This window comes from Halanaerobium kushneri, assembly GCF_900156285.1.
Lineage (GTDB): Bacteria > Bacillota > Halanaerobiia > Halanaerobiales > Halanaerobiaceae > Halanaerobium > Halanaerobium kushneri.
Map to the genome: position 1 here is coordinate 55,911 of NZ_FTNC01000014.1, position 18,166 is coordinate 74,076.

The 18,166-nt window shown below is 32.8% G+C and carries 14 protein-coding genes; 2 read left to right on the plus strand and 12 right to left on the minus strand.

The genetic code is table 11. The features are described 5' to 3' along the window. Positions 1–49 precede the first annotated feature (49 nt). The 12 genes from BW929_RS10075 to BW929_RS10130 all read right to left on the minus strand — a co-directional run bounded on the left by BW929_RS10075 (position 50) and on the right by BW929_RS10130 (position 15,386). Positions 50–3,115, minus strand: a complete 3,066-nt coding sequence (locus tag BW929_RS10075) for an efflux RND transporter permease subunit (protein ID WP_076545361.1) — start codon at positions 3,113–3,115, stop codon at positions 50–52. Further along, the gene (locus tag BW929_RS10080) at positions 3,115–4,434 is read right to left on the minus strand and encodes an efflux RND transporter periplasmic adaptor subunit (RefSeq protein WP_076545362.1); all 1,320 of its coding nucleotides are present in this window, start codon (positions 4,432–4,434) and stop codon (positions 3,115–3,117) included. The genes BW929_RS10075 and BW929_RS10080 overlap by 1 nt, the downstream gene beginning before the upstream one ends. After that, positions 4,421–5,860 carry a TolC family protein gene (locus BW929_RS10085; protein WP_076545363.1) on the minus strand — a complete coding sequence of 480 codons (1,440 nt, stop codon included), beginning with the start codon at positions 5,858–5,860 and terminating at the stop codon, positions 4,421–4,423. Before BW929_RS10085 ends, BW929_RS10080 begins: the two co-directional genes overlap by 14 nt. Continuing rightward, positions 5,847–6,899, minus strand: a complete 1,053-nt coding sequence (locus BW929_RS10090) for a TolC family protein (RefSeq protein WP_076545364.1) — start codon at positions 6,897–6,899, stop codon at positions 5,847–5,849. The genes BW929_RS10085 and BW929_RS10090 overlap by 14 nt, the downstream gene beginning before the upstream one ends. Positions 6,900–6,958: 59 nt before the next feature. Next, a complete protein-coding gene (locus tag BW929_RS10095; protein ID WP_076545365.1) occupies positions 6,959–8,374 on the minus strand; it encodes a sensor histidine kinase in 1,416 nt (471 codons plus the stop codon). Between the two features lie 5 nt (positions 8,375–8,379). Further along, a complete protein-coding gene (locus tag BW929_RS10100; protein ID WP_076545366.1) occupies positions 8,380–9,051 on the minus strand; it encodes a response regulator transcription factor in 672 nt (223 codons plus the stop codon). 208 nt (positions 9,052–9,259) lie between these two features. Next, a complete protein-coding gene (locus tag BW929_RS10105) occupies positions 9,260–10,045 on the minus strand; it encodes a nitroreductase family protein (protein ID WP_076545367.1) in 786 nt (261 codons plus the stop codon). 76 nt (positions 10,046–10,121) lie between these two features. After that, the gene (locus BW929_RS10110; protein ID WP_076545368.1) at positions 10,122–11,471 is read right to left on the minus strand and encodes a phosphomannomutase/phosphoglucomutase; all 1,350 of its coding nucleotides are present in this window, start codon (positions 11,469–11,471) and stop codon (positions 10,122–10,124) included. 158 nt (positions 11,472–11,629) lie between these two features. Next, positions 11,630–12,283, minus strand: a complete 654-nt coding sequence (locus BW929_RS10115; RefSeq protein WP_084566165.1) for an aspartate/glutamate racemase family protein — start codon at positions 12,281–12,283, stop codon at positions 11,630–11,632. A gap of 17 nt (positions 12,284–12,300) precedes the next feature. Beyond that, entirely contained in the window at positions 12,301–13,167 is an 867-nt protein-coding gene (locus BW929_RS10120; RefSeq protein WP_076545370.1) for an ADP-ribosylglycohydrolase family protein, read from the minus strand. A gap of 101 nt (positions 13,168–13,268) precedes the next feature. Further along, the gene (abc-f, locus tag BW929_RS10125; RefSeq protein ID WP_076545371.1) at positions 13,269–14,939 is read right to left on the minus strand and encodes a ribosomal protection-like ABC-F family protein; all 1,671 of its coding nucleotides are present in this window, start codon (positions 14,937–14,939) and stop codon (positions 13,269–13,271) included. Positions 14,940–15,200: 261 nt separating this feature from the next. Beyond that, positions 15,201–15,386, minus strand: a complete 186-nt coding sequence (locus tag BW929_RS10130) for a hypothetical protein (protein WP_076545372.1) — start codon at positions 15,384–15,386, stop codon at positions 15,201–15,203. A 316-nt stretch (positions 15,387–15,702) separates the two neighbouring features. Here BW929_RS10130 and istA point away from each other — a divergent pair, with 316 nt between their 5' ends. Both istA and istB read left to right on the plus strand, forming a co-directional pair. Beyond that, positions 15,703–17,280 carry an IS21 family transposase gene (gene istA, locus BW929_RS10135; protein WP_076545373.1) on the plus strand — a complete coding sequence of 526 codons (1,578 nt, stop codon included), beginning with the start codon at positions 15,703–15,705 and terminating at the stop codon, positions 17,278–17,280. Further along, on the plus strand, positions 17,280–18,035 hold the full coding sequence (gene istB, locus BW929_RS10140) for an IS21-like element helper ATPase IstB (RefSeq protein WP_076545374.1): 756 nt from the start codon (positions 17,280–17,282) through the stop codon (positions 18,033–18,035). Before istA ends, istB begins: the two co-directional genes overlap by 1 nt. The last annotated feature ends 131 nt before the right edge of the window (positions 18,036–18,166 follow it).

Below are 18,166 nucleotides of genomic sequence, written 5' to 3' on the forward strand. Positions count from 1 at the left end.
TTATTGGCTAAATCCTTTTTGTTTTATTTGTGAATTTATTATTTAACTTTTACTCTTCTGCCTCTTCTTTATGAACTATTTTTCTTAACCAGTTAACAAATCTCTTTCTGATTTCATCAACAATATCATAAACAACTGGAATAATAATCAGGGTCAAGATGGTGGAAAATAAAAGTCCGCTAATTACAACTATTGCCATAGGCTGCTGGGTTTCGGCACCTGTTCCAATTCCCAGGGCAAGAGGAACCAGCGCCAGAGTTGTAGTCAATGTTGTCATTAAAATTGGACGCAGCCTAATTGGAGCAGCTTCTAAAATAGCTTCTTTTCTGTTCATATATGCTTTGCGATTATTGATATAATCAATCATTACTATTGCATTATTAACCACAATTCCTACCAGCATTATTGCTCCGATTAATCCATTAACACTTAGAGGTGTTCCTGTTATTATAAGTCCCAGCACAGCACCAACTATAGATAAGGGTACAGTAAACATAATTACAAATGGATAGATCAATGATTCAAACTGAGAAGCCATTACCATATAAACTAGAATTATAGCAAGTACTGCAGCAGTAAATAATTGAGAAAATGAACTTGCCATATCTTCTGCTTCTCCACCATATGTTATTGTATATCCTGATGGAAGCTGTAATTTTTCTGTCATAACATTTTCTACCTCTGTCTGAACCTCACCTAAAGGCCGTTCAAATATATCAGCACTTACTGAAATATAGCGCTGCTGATTCTCTCTGGCGATAGAAGAATAGCCACTACCCTCATCAATTGAGGCAAGTTGTGATAAAGGAACTCCTATTCCGTTTGTACTAAATAGTTTAATATCAGAAAGATTTCGGAGGGAGGTGCTTTCCGAATCTTGAAGTTTAAGTACAATATCAATTTCTTCTCCTGACTCAGTTAGCTGACTTATTGTACTGCCACTGAGAGCCATATTTACATATGATATTATATCACTATCTGTAAAACCATAGTTTTGAGCCTGAGTTTTATTTATTTTTACATGAATCTCTTCATTCCCTTTTTCGAGACTGAGATCAGTATTTCTAATTCCTTCGATTTTTTCTAACAAAGATTCTGCCTTTTCTCCCAAGTTTAATAGGGTGTCTAAATCTGGACCTTTAATTTGAGCTTCAACAGCAGTACCTCCACTACCACCTCTACCGCCCATCATAGATGTCATAGCAGAAACATTTACTGAAGCTCCAGGAATATTTTTTGTCCTGTTCCTAATTTCCTCAGCAACCTGAGAAACATCCCTTTCTCTTTCTGAAAGTGGAAGCAATTCTACAGTTAAATTAACCCTGCCGCTATTTACCCGAGAGGTTAAAATATCAATTTCCGGAATATCCTCTACTCTATTATAAAGATTTTGGGCCAGGTCATTATTTAAATCAATTGTAGAATTACCTGTCATACTTGCAAAAACTCTAATTGTACCCTGATCAGAGGAAGGCATATATTCAGTTTCTAAAGGAATAATGTCAACTGCTATTCCTACTCCAAACAGAACAAAGAAAATAATAAAGACAGAAATTATTTTATATCTGTGCTGCAGAGATTTATTTAATATATTTTGATAAAATCTTATATAACGTTTATTTTTCACACTCTCATCTGATTCATTTTGACTAACCTTTAGTGCTTTAGAAGAAAGCATTGGGATAAAAGTTAGAGCAACAAATAAAGAGGCTAAAAGCGAAAAGGTAACTGTCAGTGCCATAGGCGTAAAAATTTGAGCTAAAAGATCTTCAATAAATATTACTGGTATAAACACTGCCACTGTTGTTAAGGTAGAGGCGCTAATTGCAGTAGCTACTTCCGAGGCACCTTCTTTGGCAGCATCAAGTCTCCCAACGCCAATCGATCGATGCCGATATATATTTTCTAAAACAACAATAGAATTATCAACCAGCATCCCAACTCCAAGTGCTATTCCCCCTAGAGTAATCAGGTTCAAACTTAAATCTGCAAAGTACATCAGGGAAAAAGTAGCCAGTACTGAAATTGGAATAGCTGTTGCAATCACAATAGTACTGCTAAAATTTCTTAAGAAAATAAACAAAATAATTACTGCTAAAATACCACCTATAATAAAATTCTGCAGCACAGAGGAAATAGAATTCTCTATATATTCAGCATTATTACTTGTTATTTGAATATCAACACCTGGTATTTCTTCTCTCATTTCATCTACAGCCTTTTTAACCTCATTGGCTACAGAAACAGTGTTGCTGTCTCCCTGTTTTTGAATAGAAAGCCCTATACTTTCCTGACCATTTAAATAGCTAATACTGCTTACTTCCTGGTAGCCATCTTCAAGATCAGCTAAAAGTGTGAGGGGAACCTCGTCCCCTGCCGCAGTTGGGATCTTAATTTCTCTTAAATCACTAAAATCATCAAATTCTCCCAGAGCCCTAACAGAAAGCTCTTCATTACCAACCATAACAGTTCCCAGACCACCGGATTGATTGCTGGCTCTTACTGCAGCAGCAATTTGATTTAAAGTAATATTATATGCTGCCAGCTGCTCCTGATCAACATTAATTCGGATTTCTCTGCTCCGACCACCGGAAATTTCTGCCGATGCCACTCCTACAATTTTTTCTAATCTGGGCTGAATATTATCTTCTGCTATTTTCTTTAGTTCAACTGCTGACCCTCCTGCTACAGCAAGTTCAATAATTGGTTGCGAATTTGGATCAAAACTCATTATTCTTGGTTCATCTGCTCCATCAGGTAATCTTGCTTCAATCCGGGAAATCAAGTCACGAATATCATTTTTGGCTTCAGTTAGATTTGTTCCAAATTCAAATTCTAACATTACCATTGAACTACCTTCTCTACTGGTTGAATTAAGGTTGCTCAGGCCATCAACTGTAGCAACTGTTGATTCTACAGGTCTGGTCACAAGTTCTTCAACTTCTTCGGGAGTTGCACCACTGTAAGAAGTTCTAATCATTAAAAAGGGCATTTCCATATCTGGAGTTAAATCCATTGGTAATCTGGTAAGTGCAATTCCCCCAATTAAGATTACTGCCAGAATTAACATTGTTATTGTTACTGGTCTATTTACCGAAATATCAGAGATCTTCATTATTCATCCCCCCGATTGACAACATTAATACTGCTGCCATCAGAAAGATTTTCTTTTCCCAGAGTTACAACTTTTTCGCCAGCTTTTAAACCCGAACTAACTGCAACTAAATCTTCATTTTCCAGCTTAATTTGAATGTTTTTTCTTTCTGCTTTACCATTAACAGCAACAAATGTATAGTAGCCATTTACATCTTCTAAAATAGAATTTTGCGGCAGGATTATAGAATCCTCAGCTCTATCAATTGGCATAGAAACCTGAGCCGTCATCCCGGCTTTTATAATATTATCATTGTTGTCTACAATTATTTCTACTGGAAAACTTCTGCGATTAGTTGCAGCTCTCGGAGAAATGTTATTGATCTCTCCACTAAATTCTCTTTCTAAAGCTGTAAAATTAATTTTAACTGCTTCTCCAATAATTAAATTATTAACATTTTTTTCACTAATATAAGCAGTTAACTTAATCCGATCAAGATTACTGACTATAGCCACAGTACCCCCACTCAAAAGCTGCCCTCTTTGAGCATTTATTTCAGTTACAATTCCTTTTATTGGAGCAGCAATTTCTGTATATGACATTCTTAATCTTGCTGATTCCAGCTGAGCTTCAGCCTGAGTAACCTGAGCTTCAAGTTGATCAATTTCTTCTTCTGTTGCTCCAGCTTCTGTTATTTCTAAATTTTTCAAAGCTGATTGATAGCCGCTTTGAGCAGCTATTAACTGATTATTTGCCTGATCTATTTCTTCTTGAGATAAATAACCTTCCTCAAAAAGCTGTTTCTGTCTTTCATAATTTTCTTTTCTTAATTTAAGTTCTGATTCTGCCTGAGTAACCTGAGCTTGAAGTCTGGCTAATTCTTCTTTACGAGGACCATTTAAAGCCTGGTGAAGATTTGCTTTGGCACTTTTCAGTGAGGCTTCTGCCTGAATAACACTAATTTCACTACTGCGAGAATCCATTTTGATTAATGTTTCTCCTCTTTCTACACTGTCGCCAACACTGACCAACACTTCAGTAACAACTTCCTGAACCCTTGGAGTTAATAAAACTTCTTCGTAAGCTTCAGACTGAGCACTCTCGGTTAAATATAGATAGAAATCATCCTTTTTTACCTCTGCCACTTCCACTGCAATTTCTTCATTCTCTTCCAAACTAGATTGATCTGCTCTACCTGCCCCCATACCAGGGCCTCCACCCATTTCCTGCGCATTGGCCTTTAAAAGAAATAATTCATACGAACCATTGCCAAATGCTACAGCACTAAATAAAGCAAATAAAATAAATGTAACCAAAATTATCTTTCTATTTCTTTTCATTAAAAACACCCCTATTAAATATATCCAAATAATCATTATATATAAGCATTGTTAATTCAAGTTTTACAATAAAAAGCTGATCTAAAGCCTCCTGATAAGAAATTTTACTCTGCTGATATGAAATTTCCTGCTGTTTAAGTTCTTTTTTTGTTATTAAACCTGAATCATATTGCTCTCCGGCTAATTCAAACTGGTTTTCGGCATTTTCCAGTTTCAAGATAGAACTTTTCTTTTTATTAAGAGAAGCATTTAAAGAACTTAACTGATTTTCCAGAACTAATTTTTTGCTTTCTTTTAAGTTTGCTAAATTTGCCTGAGCTAGCTGTATATTGTCTTTCAAATTCTTTTCATTAAATTCACGCTGGCTTCCATCAAATAAGTCATAAGAAAAAGTTACTCCAACTGTTGATCTATCTGTAGAATAATTATAACTACCACTTAAATTTATATCTGTTCTTCCTTCACCCCGAAACCATTTCAGTTGTTTTTCCTGTAATCTCAGATTTATCACTGCCGATTTTAAATCATAATCAGTCTTCAGCAAATTTTTATACATATTTTCAAAATTATTATCCTGATAATTTATTAGTTCCGAACTAATTTTATTTAAATATTCTTTATTGTTTAATGCTATTTCTATTTCTTTATCTAAATTAAGAGCCAATTTAAAAGACATTAAAGAGTTTTGATACTGATTAGCTAACTGTTTATAATTAGTTTCGGCATCTATTACAGCAGCTTCAGCACTTTTTAATTCCCTTTGAGAAAGCTGAGAATTTTTATATAATTCCTGGCTTTCCGCATAGGTTTTTTGGGCATTTTTTAACTGTAAATCAGCATTTTCTTTTCTACTCTTCAGCCTCAATATCTGGAGATAATCTCCCAACCAGGCAGTAATTTTACTTTCAATTAGAGAATTGAGGTCATTTTTAGCTTTTAAAAATTCCTGTTCCTGCTGATAATATGATTTTTCAGATTCAGTTGGAGCTCCTTTAAATAAAGGATAGGAAATTAAAACTCCATAGTCACTTTCATTTTCATCATTATATACTGCTTCCTGAGTAATATTTAAACCGGAAGCAAAATTTCTATTTATACTTAAAGTAGAACTGCTACCACTTACTGTTCTTAAGTTATTTGTTGATTGAAGAACTCCAGCTGCATTCAATATTTCACCTTCACTTATTACTTCACTATAATTAGAAGAAACCTTAATCTGCCAGCCCTGCTGGGCCCTGATTGTCTGGAGCTGTCTTTCCAAATTATTTATATTATTCTGCTGCTGCTTTATTTCCAGATTATTATTTAGGCCCTGGCTTATCGCTTCTTTTAAAGATATCTCCTCTGCATCAACAACTGTGGCAGTACAAAAAATTATTAAAATTGCCATAGATATTTTAAAATAAGTTATTTTATTCCTGTACATTAATTGTCACCCCTGGCTCCATATTTAATAGATCTGCAAGATTCTCTTTAGCTAAATAATAATTTAAATAAGCATTTTTTAACTGATATTGACTATCCAGTAAAGTGGACTCATATTGTAGTACTGTTGTCTGAGTAACACTTCCTAACTCAAATTGTCTTTTAATCTGATTGTATTGTGTTTGAGATTTTTTCAAATTATCTTTCATTAAATTAATATTTTTTTCAGCCTGGGTTAAAGTTAAATATGCTTTAATTACACTATTTATTAATTCTTTTTTAGTTTTGGCAAGTGTTATTTCTGCAGCCTTCAAATCCATAGCAGCAGTTCTTTGTTGAGCCTGAGCAGAATCAATCTTGTTTTTATTATACTGTTCTTTAGCAAGCTGATAATCAAATTCTGCTATCTTAATTGAATAACTATTTTTTAAGGCTTTCTCAATTGCCTCTTCTTCACTAATAGTCCAGAGTTTTGGTTCAGCTAATTCATTTATTTTAATCTTCTCGTCTCCAAGGTTCAGGTCTGTTTTAAATTCTACCAAACTTAACTGATAATTATCCTGTAAATTTTCTAAGCTATTATTTGCCTGCTTGTAATTGTTTGACTGATCCAATAAATCTAACTGACTAATCTGTGCCAGTTCAAATCTGGCCTGCATTTCATTATATAATCTTTCTTCAGCTTTAGTTGTTAATCTTTGTGCTTCAATTTCTTTTTGTTTCAACCAGAGTCCTGTATACTGACTTATAATTGATTTGATTACATTTGCTTCACTATCCTGATAATTTTTTTCTGAACTTAAGTAGTTTTTATTTATTTCTAATTTTTGAGTTTCTGTATAATTATATTTATTCTGAAGTTCTAAAGCCTGTTGATTAATTTTTGCTTTTTGATAATTTATTTCTGCAAGCTTTAAATTAAAATTTTCATTTTTAGCAATATCAATTGCTTCTGCCAGAGTTAATGCTTCTGCTGCCTGTAAAGGTAAAGCAAATATAAATATAATTAAAATTATAATACTTACTTTTTTAAAATTCATTTTTTCCTCCCTCTAAATCATAGCTTATTATTCTCTTACCAATTTATAATATATAAAAATTAAGAGTTTATTTTTTCATAAAAATTTATATAAAATGCTGCCCCATCATTTTCATTTGCAGCCCATATTTCTCCTCCATGTAATTCTACTAAAACCTTAGAGATAGCCAGCCCCAGACCATATTCACCATCATCTCCTTTTTTAAATTTGTCAAATATACTATTTAATTCTGAAGCTTCAATTTCTGGACCATCATTCCAAAATTTAATCTGAATTATACTTTTTTCTTTTTTAATAAACCTTTTTGAAGAAACTTTTAATTCTTCAGCTGCATATTTAAACTGATTATCAATAATATTTTCAATAATGACCTCCAATTTTTCTTTATCAGCTTCTAATATAATCTTATTAGAAATCAAAGACCAGTTGACAGCTTTTCGCCTCCAATTTAATTTCTGCAATTTCCTTTCCAGTAAATTATCTAACTTAATTTTTTCAATTTTTAAATTCTGTCTGCTTAAATAATCCATTTTACTGATATCGATCAAAGCTTTAACCCGTTTTTCCATTTTAAAACTTTCCGTTTCCATAGCTTCCAGACTCCCCTGCAGGTTTCCACGGGGATAAATTCCATCCTGCATTGACTGAACATAAGATCTTAAAACCATAATTGGAGTTTTAATCTCATGCGAAATCTGCTGAATAAATTCCTGCTGCTTTTCGTCACTTTCTACAAGCTGCTGTCTCAACCACTCAATTGTACTTGCCAGTTCGCCTATTTCGTCTTCGCGGTCAATCTCTAAAGGTTGATCCCATTCTCGATTTGCAATCTTTTTAACCTGGTTTTTAATTACCTGGAGTGATTTAGTAAGATAACGAGCCACAAAAATTGAAATTAACCAGGCAAGAAATAAAAAGATAACCAGAGAAATTACCAGACGGATAAAAAATTCACTAAAAATACTGTCACTGTAGCGACTTCTAAGATAGGAAACAAGATATTTTTCTTTTCCTGAAGCATCTATCTCCTGAAAAACATAATATATAATTTCATTATTATTTAACCTCAACTCTGCTCGACTTTTTGAATTATCAGCAGTTAAAATCTCCCTTTTTATTTTTTCGGCAATATTTAAATTATCATTATCAGTAATCTGTCCCTCCTGATCAATTATAAAGTGGCGTGGAACTCGAGAAAATTTAATTGGCGGCCCTTCATTAGAACGGTCATTCTTAGAAAAAGAAAGGTCGTCCGGCACTCCACTTTGATTAAGATTATCAAAATGTCCTTCTTCAATAATAAAAGCCTGCGTTTCTTCCAGTCTGTCATATTTTTCCGAAATTATAATAGATCTTAAAATAAATGGCAGAGAAAGAGAATATAAAAGCAGAGCAATTATTAAAACTGCCCCTGTTATTAGCCAGATTTGAAAGGAAAGAGGTTTATTTTTTATTTTACTCAAAATAAATTTCATTACTATTATTCCACCATCCTGTAACCGTGACCATAAACAGTTTCAATTTTAATTGCCGGCATTTTTTTGCGCAGTCTTCTAATCAGATCGTCAACAACTCTATCTGAGCCATAATAGTTATCTCCCCAGATATTTTTAATTATTTGTTCTCGGCTGAGAGCTTTTTGAAGATTATTAAAAAGAAAAATAAATAAATCAAATTCTTTAGTTGTGAGTTCTATATCCTGATTTTTTGTTTTCTCTCTTATTCTTCTTCCACTTATATCAATTAAATAATTATTATATTTATAAATTTTTGCACTTTCTTTTTTGCCATAAACTCTTTTCAAAAGATTTCTAACTCGAATTACCAGTTCTCGTGGAGAAAAAGGTTTGGCTAAATAATCATCGCTCCCTTTTTCCAATCCAATTATCCGATCTAAATCTGCATCACGGGCCGAGATAAATATTACCGGCGTATTCTCATTTTGTTTTTTTATTTCTGAAATTAGTTGAAACCCATCAATATCAGGCAGCATTATATCTAAAATCCAGAGATCAGGTTCATTAATAATTTTTTCTCTGGCTGATTTTCCCTCAAGGAAATTTTCTACCTCCCAACCTTCTTTTTCTAAATAAGAGCCCAAAATGTCATTTAAATTCTGATCATCTTCAACTAAATATATTTTATAACTCATCTTTTCCTCCCAGAAATCTATATTTTATCATTATTCTAATTATAGAACAAAAAAGTAAAATATTTAGCAAATAAATATGTGAAATTATGAAAAACCGCAGAAATTAATCTGCGGTTTAATTCAAACTAATTATTTAATTCGATCTTCTAAATTAATGGAATCCGAATAATAAAATTTTCTTTGATCTCATTAAATAGATTTTTAAATTCTAATCTTCCTTGATAAAAGATGCCAGTCCCAGGCCTCCATATTCAACACTACCTTTTACTCCACCATCTAAGGCTCCAATTTCTAAATGGAGCAGAGCTATTCCACATTCCATTCTCTTATAAGCGGAAGGTTCTCCTTTACAATCCACAACCAGTCTTTGATCACCATAATAGAAACGCCAGGGCTGCCTGTTCAACCTTGACGGAGCATAACTTCCAAGCTTAATGGCATTTTTAACCCAACCAGGCCAGTCAGGATCATAACCATCAGGACATAAATCTTTATAATTTATTCGATCCCGATGGGGAAAAAGTTTGGAAATAAAATGTCTGGTTAGATTATAATTTTCAGATGAATATCCGATTGGACTCACTGCCACCAGTCTTTCTCCTCTTTTTAAGTTAACTCTTACTCGAGATCTTTCGGGAACAAAACGCGCTCCAATCCAGCAGGTACCAAGCCCAAGTGCTGTAGCCTCTAAAATAGCTGCCTCACCAATATAACCAGCCTTTGACCAACGATGTTCTCCGTTATCATTAATTATAAAGGCCATAAAAGCAGGAGAATCTGTAAAATTACCATATTTGCCGCTTAAAGCAGGTAAAATTTCCTTAATAGATTTTTTAAATATTTCTACTCTTATCTCAGGATAAATTTCATTTAACTGATTAACTGTTTTTTCCAGTGACTTTAAAGTAAAAGGCTTAATAGGTTTTTCAAGATACTTTTGTTGAGAATAACGAGTCTGCACAGCTTCATACCACTTTTTAACAGGAATATCCATAGGACCCGCTCCTTTCTAAAAGAAGTCTCTATTTTTCAGCTTTAATTACTTTCTGTTAGATTAATTTGACTCTAATTTATTCTTCGTCTACTGCCATCAATTCTCTAATTTCTATCATTTTTTCATCCAATAACTCCTGATTTTTAGCCTCCACTACCAGCCGCAGATATGGCTCAGTATTAGAAGGGCGAACATTAAACCACCAGTCATTATATTCAAGTCGATAACCATCGAAATCATAAAATTCTTCCGGCTTTCTCTGGGCAAAAAAGTAATCTTTAAGTTTTTCCATTACCTCTTTTTTATTTTCAATTTTAAAGTTTACCTCACCTGAAGTTGCATATTTGTCCAGCTCAGCTATATATTCTGAGATTGTCTTCCCTTCTTCTTTAAGTCTGGCCACAACATTAAGAACTACAAGAGCGGTCAGCATTCCAGAATCACAGTAGAAAAAGTCTTTATAATAATAATGACCAGCAAGCTCTCCTCCACAGATACCATCTATTTCTCTCAGCTTAAGCTTAGCATAGGCATGACCTACCTTCCACATATGAGGAGTTCCTCCCAGTTCTTCCACTTTTTCTTTAACTGACCAGGAGGTTCGGATATCGTATAAAACATTTTTACCCTTACCTGCCTTAATATAATACTCTGCCAGCAGAGCTACAATTAAGTCTGGAGAAATAAACTTCCCCTTTTCATCTAAAAACATTACCCGATCTCCATCACCATCAAAAATCAATCCCAAATCAGAGTTCTGCTTTAAAAGTAATTTTTTTAAATCTTCTCTATTTTCCGCTTCAAGTGGGTTGGCTTCATGATTGGGAAAGGTCCCGTCCAACTCATTATAGAGATAATGAGGATCCTTGCCAAAAATTTCATCTGTTAAAATAGCCACCATACCGTTGGATACATCAATAGAAAGATCTAAATTTGAAAGATCCGGTAAATATGATTTTTGAAATTCAATATATTCTTCTTTTAAATCATGTTCCAAAATGTCCCCTTTTTTCTTTTCAGCTACAGGTTTGACTTCTTGATTTTCAATCATTTCTTCCAGTTCTTTCAATCCCGAATCATAACCAACCGGAAGAGCGTTTTCACGAGATATTTTTAGACCATTATATTCAGGTGGATTATGTGAAGCTGTAATCATTACCGAGGCTTTATAACCATGTTTTGCAGTCCCATAATAAACCATTGGAGTAGTAGCATAACCAATCTTATAAACATCTACTCCCCGATCAGTAATTCCTTCGGACAGTGCCTTAAAAACTTCTGGAGTTGACTCTCTATCATCATAGCCAACCAGAACCTTATCTGCCTTCAGCAGTTCGGGCAGAAAATAGCCTATTTTGTAAACATCTTCTTTATCAAAATCCTTATTGTAAACTCCTCTAATATCATAAGCTTTAAATGCTTTCAAACTACCGCCTCCCTATATTTCTTTATTTTTAATTATAACATATTTTTACAGTAAATCTATTATTTTTGAGAATACTTTCTATTATATATATTCTATGTTTATCAAATTTTTCCTTGTTAAAAAGAAAAAAGAACAGCTTTTACACTGTTCTATTTTAATTAAGAAATATTATTTATAGCTTTTTTGATTCCTGATTCAGGACTGGTCAAAAACTTATCTCTCATCTCAACTGGTAAAACACTAACTGCTCTGGCCATGGATGCTTGAGCTAGAACAACTATTTCCACTTCTGCTGCTAATTGCTTTAATTTATCAGCCAGAAGTCTATCATGTTGTTTTTCATTACCTTCCATTAATTTTTGATAGGCAGAATCAGCCAGTACTGTTTTAATTTCAATATCTTTATTTATATCAGCAGCTATTTTTTTAATAAGCTCTGTGCTGGGCTTAAGAGTAGTCTCCAGAGTAGCTGCTACCCCAATTGTTCCAGCAGTGTCAACCGCTTTTTCTGCCATGGCAGAATCGATCCTCATAATAGGAATCTTATATTTTTTATTTTCCTGTTCAAATATTTCGCCAATTGATGAGCAGGCACTCAAAACTAAATCAGCACCCTGTTTAACAGCAGTTTCTATATAATATTTAACTCTGTCCTCTACCTGGGTAATATCTGCATTATTACTAATTAGCTGAGGTAATATTGAATCATCAACTATATTTATAATCTCTATTTCTGACTTTTGCTTTTTAATTAATTTCTTTAATGAATCCACTGTGACAGAAGTAGTATGGATTAAAGCGATTTTGGACACAATTAATCAGCTCCTTTTTAATATTTAGCTAGCAAATTCTTTGTAGCCTCTGATTTTTTAAAACCACTGATTAATTCTTCGGGAAGAGACTCCAAACCATTAGCTGCTGAAATTACTGCTCCAATTACCATAGCTCGAGCGGAAGTATCTCCCCCTGCCATTATATTAAGAGTGAGTGCCTCCATCAGATCATCAGCATTCCAGAGCACATCAAGCACAATTGGAAATCCCTGCTCAATAGAACATCCCTGACCCCGATCATCAGCATTTTCTACAATATTATCTTTAGAATCTATTTTTTCAAAACTGGCTGTAGTAAATTCATTTAAATCTTTATTAGCTTTTATTGCTTTTTTATAGTCTTTTCCTGCCAGTACTTCCTGCATCACCTTAAAGACAAATTCGGCTGTTTGATCAACAACTTTTCCATTATGTGTTAAATGAATCAGATCCAAAAAATCCTGCTTTGTAATATCTTCTTCTAAAAAGAGGGGGAGACTGCGAGAAATTCCACCCAATTCGACATTCTCTGCTCCAACAAGGGTATCACTGGATTTAAATTTATCTAAAGAATCCTGCATCGAATGATCCATATACATTTCATTGTTGTCTAAATATTGAATCCAGTCATCTCTAAACTGTTTTAAGTCAAAACCATGATTATCAGTAATTGATTTTAAAAGAGCAAATCCCTGTTCTCCATAGTGAGAAAGATCACCTGCTTCTTTACCCTGATGAAATTTAGCCATCGGTGCCCTATATTCATCAATAATTCCACTGTATTCTTCTTTTAATTTGTCTGTATTATAAACCCAGTGAGAACCAAATGAGAGTGCATCAGAAATAAAAACTGACATTACTAAATCTTTTCTTTTGCTTAGCATATATATACCCTCCTGTTATTACAATTTTATTCTATTAATATTATAAGAAAGTGTTTGAAAAAATAAAATTAAATAGACAACATATTTTTAAAGAAAGTTTATTATTCTGCTAAAGTTTCAAGCTCATTAATGATTTTATCTTTTTCCTCAGCAGCTGCTGATTCTAATCGGGCATATAACTCAGCTTTTTTCATCTGAATAATTTCCTGAGTCAGATCCTGACCATTTTTATATTCACCTTTTTTAAATTTTTGATATTGATTATAGTTACCAGGAAAAATCTCTAAATCTCCTTTTTTTAAACTCCAGATTTCTTGAGCAATTTCTTCTATAAAATATATATTATGACTGACAACTACAAAAGCCCCCTGATAATTTTTAAGTGCCTTTTCAATAATTTCTCTTGCTTCAATATCAAGATGATTTAAGGGTTCATCTAGAAGTAGTAAATTAAATTCCCCAAGTAAAAGTACAGCAAAAGCAACTCTTACTCTCTCACCAATGCTGAGATTTTTGATTTCTTTGAAAACATCTTTGCCTTCAAAAAGCATTGAACCCAGAAAAGTCCTTATTATTTCTTCATCTTTATCAGGATTTTTTATTTTTAATTCTTCCAGTATTGAATTATTCTGATTTAAATTTTTTATTTTTTGAGAAAAATAGCCTATTTTAAGCTGTGAACTTCTTAGAATTTCACCTGAATCAAATCTCATTTCTTTTAAAATTATTTTCAGCAGCACAGATTTCCCACTGCCATTTGCTCCCATAAGAGCAATTTTACTATCTTTTTCAATTTTAAAGTTTAAGTTTTGAAATAAGTTTAAGCCAGAAAAAGTCTTAGTTATTTGTTTGGCCTTAACAATTATCTGACTAGAAATTTCCTTGTTGTCAAAGTCAGGATTGATCTGACGGTGTTCATAAGGCTTTTCTTTCTGTTCAAGCTTTTCAAGCTGTGAGTCAAGACTTTTAACCCTTCTGGCAAAGCGACCCTTTCGACTGTCCATCCCTTTTGTAACATGCCAGAAAGAATCAGTTCTTTTCCCTTTACCATCTGTTTTCTGTACAAACTGCTGCTGTTTTTGCTTTCTTTGTTTGAGCCGCTTTTTTTCAGCCTGATATTCCCTATATTCTCTGTACTGACGCTGTAGTTCAATTTCTTTTTGCTTTTTATAAGCACTATAATTACCGCTGTAATTTTTTAAGTCCTGCTGGTTGATCTCCCAGACTTCTTTTACAGTCTGATCAAGAAAATGTCGGTCATGAGATATTATTATTGCTGCACCATTAAAACTACCGATAAATGAAGCCAACCAGTCCCGAGTTTCTAAATCAAGATGATTTGTCGGCTCATCAAGAACTAATAAGTCAACACTTTGAGCTGCAAGAATTCTAATTAACTGCAGCTTTGTCTGCTCACCACCACTGCAGTCTATAATTTTACGATCCAAAAATTCAACATTAAAACCAAATTTTTTCATTAATTTAAGAAATTCACCATAATTATATGTCTTTTCAGTTATAAACTCCTCTACAGTCTGGCCCTGAGAATAATTATAATACTGAGGCAAATAGGCAATATTGGCCTTTATATTAACTTCCCCGCTAAAATCTTTGTCTTTTCCTAATAAAATATTAATCATAGTTGTTTTGCCAGTACCATTTCTTCCAATTAAAGCAATTTTATCTCCTGAGTAAATATTAAAATTTATATCAGAAAATAGATTTCGTGCTCCAAACCATTTTTCTAATTTTTTAGTCTCTAATAATAACAAAAAAATCCCTCCTTATATTAAATACCCAAACCGGTCAGGTATATAGAATAAGAAGAGATTTTAAATTCTCTTATTAATTAAATGTTAAATTATGGAAATATACTGCTATAATACTCTAACCAGTTTGTTAAATCAATTTTAAATTACTGAATGGTTAAAGTATTAATACGCATTAATTTAAATATTTCACCTCTAGTTTTTCTTTTATAATATCATGAATTTCAATTTTAGACAAGGAGGATTTTTCAGGATTAAACTTATTTAAGCTAAAGCTTTTTTCTTTTTATTTTTAGATTTTTCTGTCTCCCACCAATTTTTCTTAATTTTAATCTGACGAAATACTGGTTCATCTGATAAATCTGTTCCACAGTGAGGACAAATCCACTCCTCTTTGCTGGCACTAATACTCCTACTTCTGCATTCTGAACATAGTTTAATATAAGCCATCATTATCAGCTCCTTAAATTTTTTTATTCTAAATTTATGATAACAAACTTATATTAAATTTATATTTGTTTAAGATTAAAGTTTTGTTAGAATAAAAAGAAAGATAAAAAAGAAATTTGAATTTCAGTCTTTCAGTCTCCTAGTAAGGTGAGCAGTAAATGTTAGGCAGCCAAAAACACTGAAACAAGTATAGCTAGGATCCGATTGTATATGATAATTTAAAAGTGACCCAGGATAATAATTTAAAATTGACCCGTTTAAATAGATAATATAAACTGTCCATAATAAAAACATAAATTATGGGCAGGTGAAAAAGGTGATAAAATTGAATGAAAAAGCCGAAATTCTAATTAAACATTTTGTCGAGGGTCAATCAATTAGAAAAATAGCTAGAGAGTCAGAATTTTCAAGAAATACTATCCGAAAATATATCCGAGATCATGAAGAAAAACTTCAGAATCTGGATAAAGCAAAATCCAGAGATGAAATATTAACCTTAATTGAATCTCTGGTAGAAACTCCTGAGTATGACAGCTCCAATCGTAATAAATATAAAATGAATGAAGCTATAAAAAAAGATATTGATTACTGCATTAAAGAAAACAAAAAACGGCGAGCAACAGGTATGCGTAAGCTGCAGCGTAAAAAAATTGATATTCATGAGTATTTGCTAGGTAAAGGTCATGATATCAGCTACTCAACAGTCTGTAACTACATTAGAAACACCTACGAAAATGCAGCTAAAGAAGCATATATAAAACAGCTCTATCATGAAGGAGAATCACTTCAGTTTGACTATGGTGAAGCCAATTTAGAAATTGCAGGTAAAAATAAAACTCTTAATATGGCTCTATTCACAACTGGTTTTGGTTTTCATCACTATGGTAAATTCTATGCCAATAAAAAGATGACTTCATTTTTAGATGCCCATGTTAAAGCATTTGGGAACTTCAATGGAGTATATCATGAAGTAGTCTATGATAATTTAAAGCAGGCTGTAAAAAGATTTGTTGGACCTTCTGAAAAAGAAGCTACTGAGGATCTAGTTAAGCTTTCTCTCTACTATGGCTTTAAATACCGCTTTTGTAACGCATATCGCGGTAATGAAAAAGGTAAAGTAGAAAAAGGTGTTGATTTTGTCAGGCGACGAATCTTCTCTCAGAAAACAAGCTTTGCATCCATAGAAGAAGCTAATGAATATCTTGCTGCAGGATTAAAGAGATTGAATGCAATGAAAAAAGCTGAATTAGATAACAAATCACCATATGAACTATGGCAGCAGGAAATACCATATCTACTGCCTTTAAAGCCTCCATATGAGGCCTGCAGAGAAAGAGAATGTAGAGTCAATAAATACAGCTTTGTAACCTTTGAGCAGAATAAATATTCTGTACCTGATCATCTTGTTGGAAGATTTGTTAACAGCAGAATTTACTCAGATTATATAAAAATATACTACAACGATGAGCTGGTAGCAAAGCATCAAAGACTATATGAAGTTCATAAATGCAGTATTGAAATTGAACATTATCTTTTAACTCTAAAAAGAAAGCCTGGTGCATTGAAAAACTCCCTAGCTTTTCATCAAATGGCACCAGACCTTAAAGAGATATATGAATTATACTACGATAATTATACCAGAAAAACTAAAGAATTCATAGAACTTTTAGAACTAGTAAGTGAGAAAGGGCTGGCTGAAATAAAAAAAGCTATAGCTATTCTTTCTAAAAATAAAAAGTCCATGGTGACAACTGCTAATATCAAAGTATTAGTTCAAAAGGAGAATACTCCTGATGTTTCGATTTCCAGTGAAATAAATGAGAATTCTCTGGAACTGTTAAAAAAGTGGGATACTATGTTTAGTCTCCAAAATCATCAGGAGGTGATCCAGTAATGAATAAAGAAATCATCTTAGAAACTAAAAATTACATCAAGGAACTAAAGATTGCTGGTATTAGAAACGATTTAAATCAGAAACTGGCTGAAGCCTATCGTGAAAATATACCTTACGAAGAATTATTAAGAGATCTTTTTAGGGATGCATATGATATGCGTAAAGAAAATGGCCGCAAAAATAGAATTAAAAATGCTAAATTTCCATACAAAAAGTATCTGGATACGCTAATTATAGATTATCTACCTGAAAGCGCTAAAGCTAAGTTTAAAGAATTAAAATCGCTTAAATTTATTGAAGAAAACAGAAATATAATATTTTCAGGAAATCCAGGAACTGGTAAAACCCACCTGTCTATAGGCCTTGGTATCAAGGCCTGTAATGAGGGCTACAAAGTCTTTTTTGCAACAGTACCACAGTTTATCAATCAATTAAAAGAAACTCAGAGTGAAAGAAGATTAACTAATTTTGAATCTAAATTTCAGAAATATGATTTAATAATTTTAGATGAATTAGGTTACATCTCTTTTGATCAGAAAGGAAGTGAGCTTTTATTCTCCTTTCTTTCCCTAAGAGCAGAGCGTAAATCTACTATCATAACTTCCAATCTCTCATTTGAGAGGTGGAATGAGGTATTTAATGATCCAGCATTAACAGCAGCTATGGTAGATAGGTTGACTCACAAATCATATGTAATCAATATGAATGGTAATTCTTACCGAATGAAAGAAACTGAAGAGTGGCTGGGTCAATAAAATTAATATTATTTTTTGCTTACCCGGGTCAATTTTCAATTAATAAAAGGGTCAAATTTCACTTGACAAAAACACCGATAGCTGATATTTATGCGTTTCAATCCTTATTCTAATGGATTAGTCACTGGAAC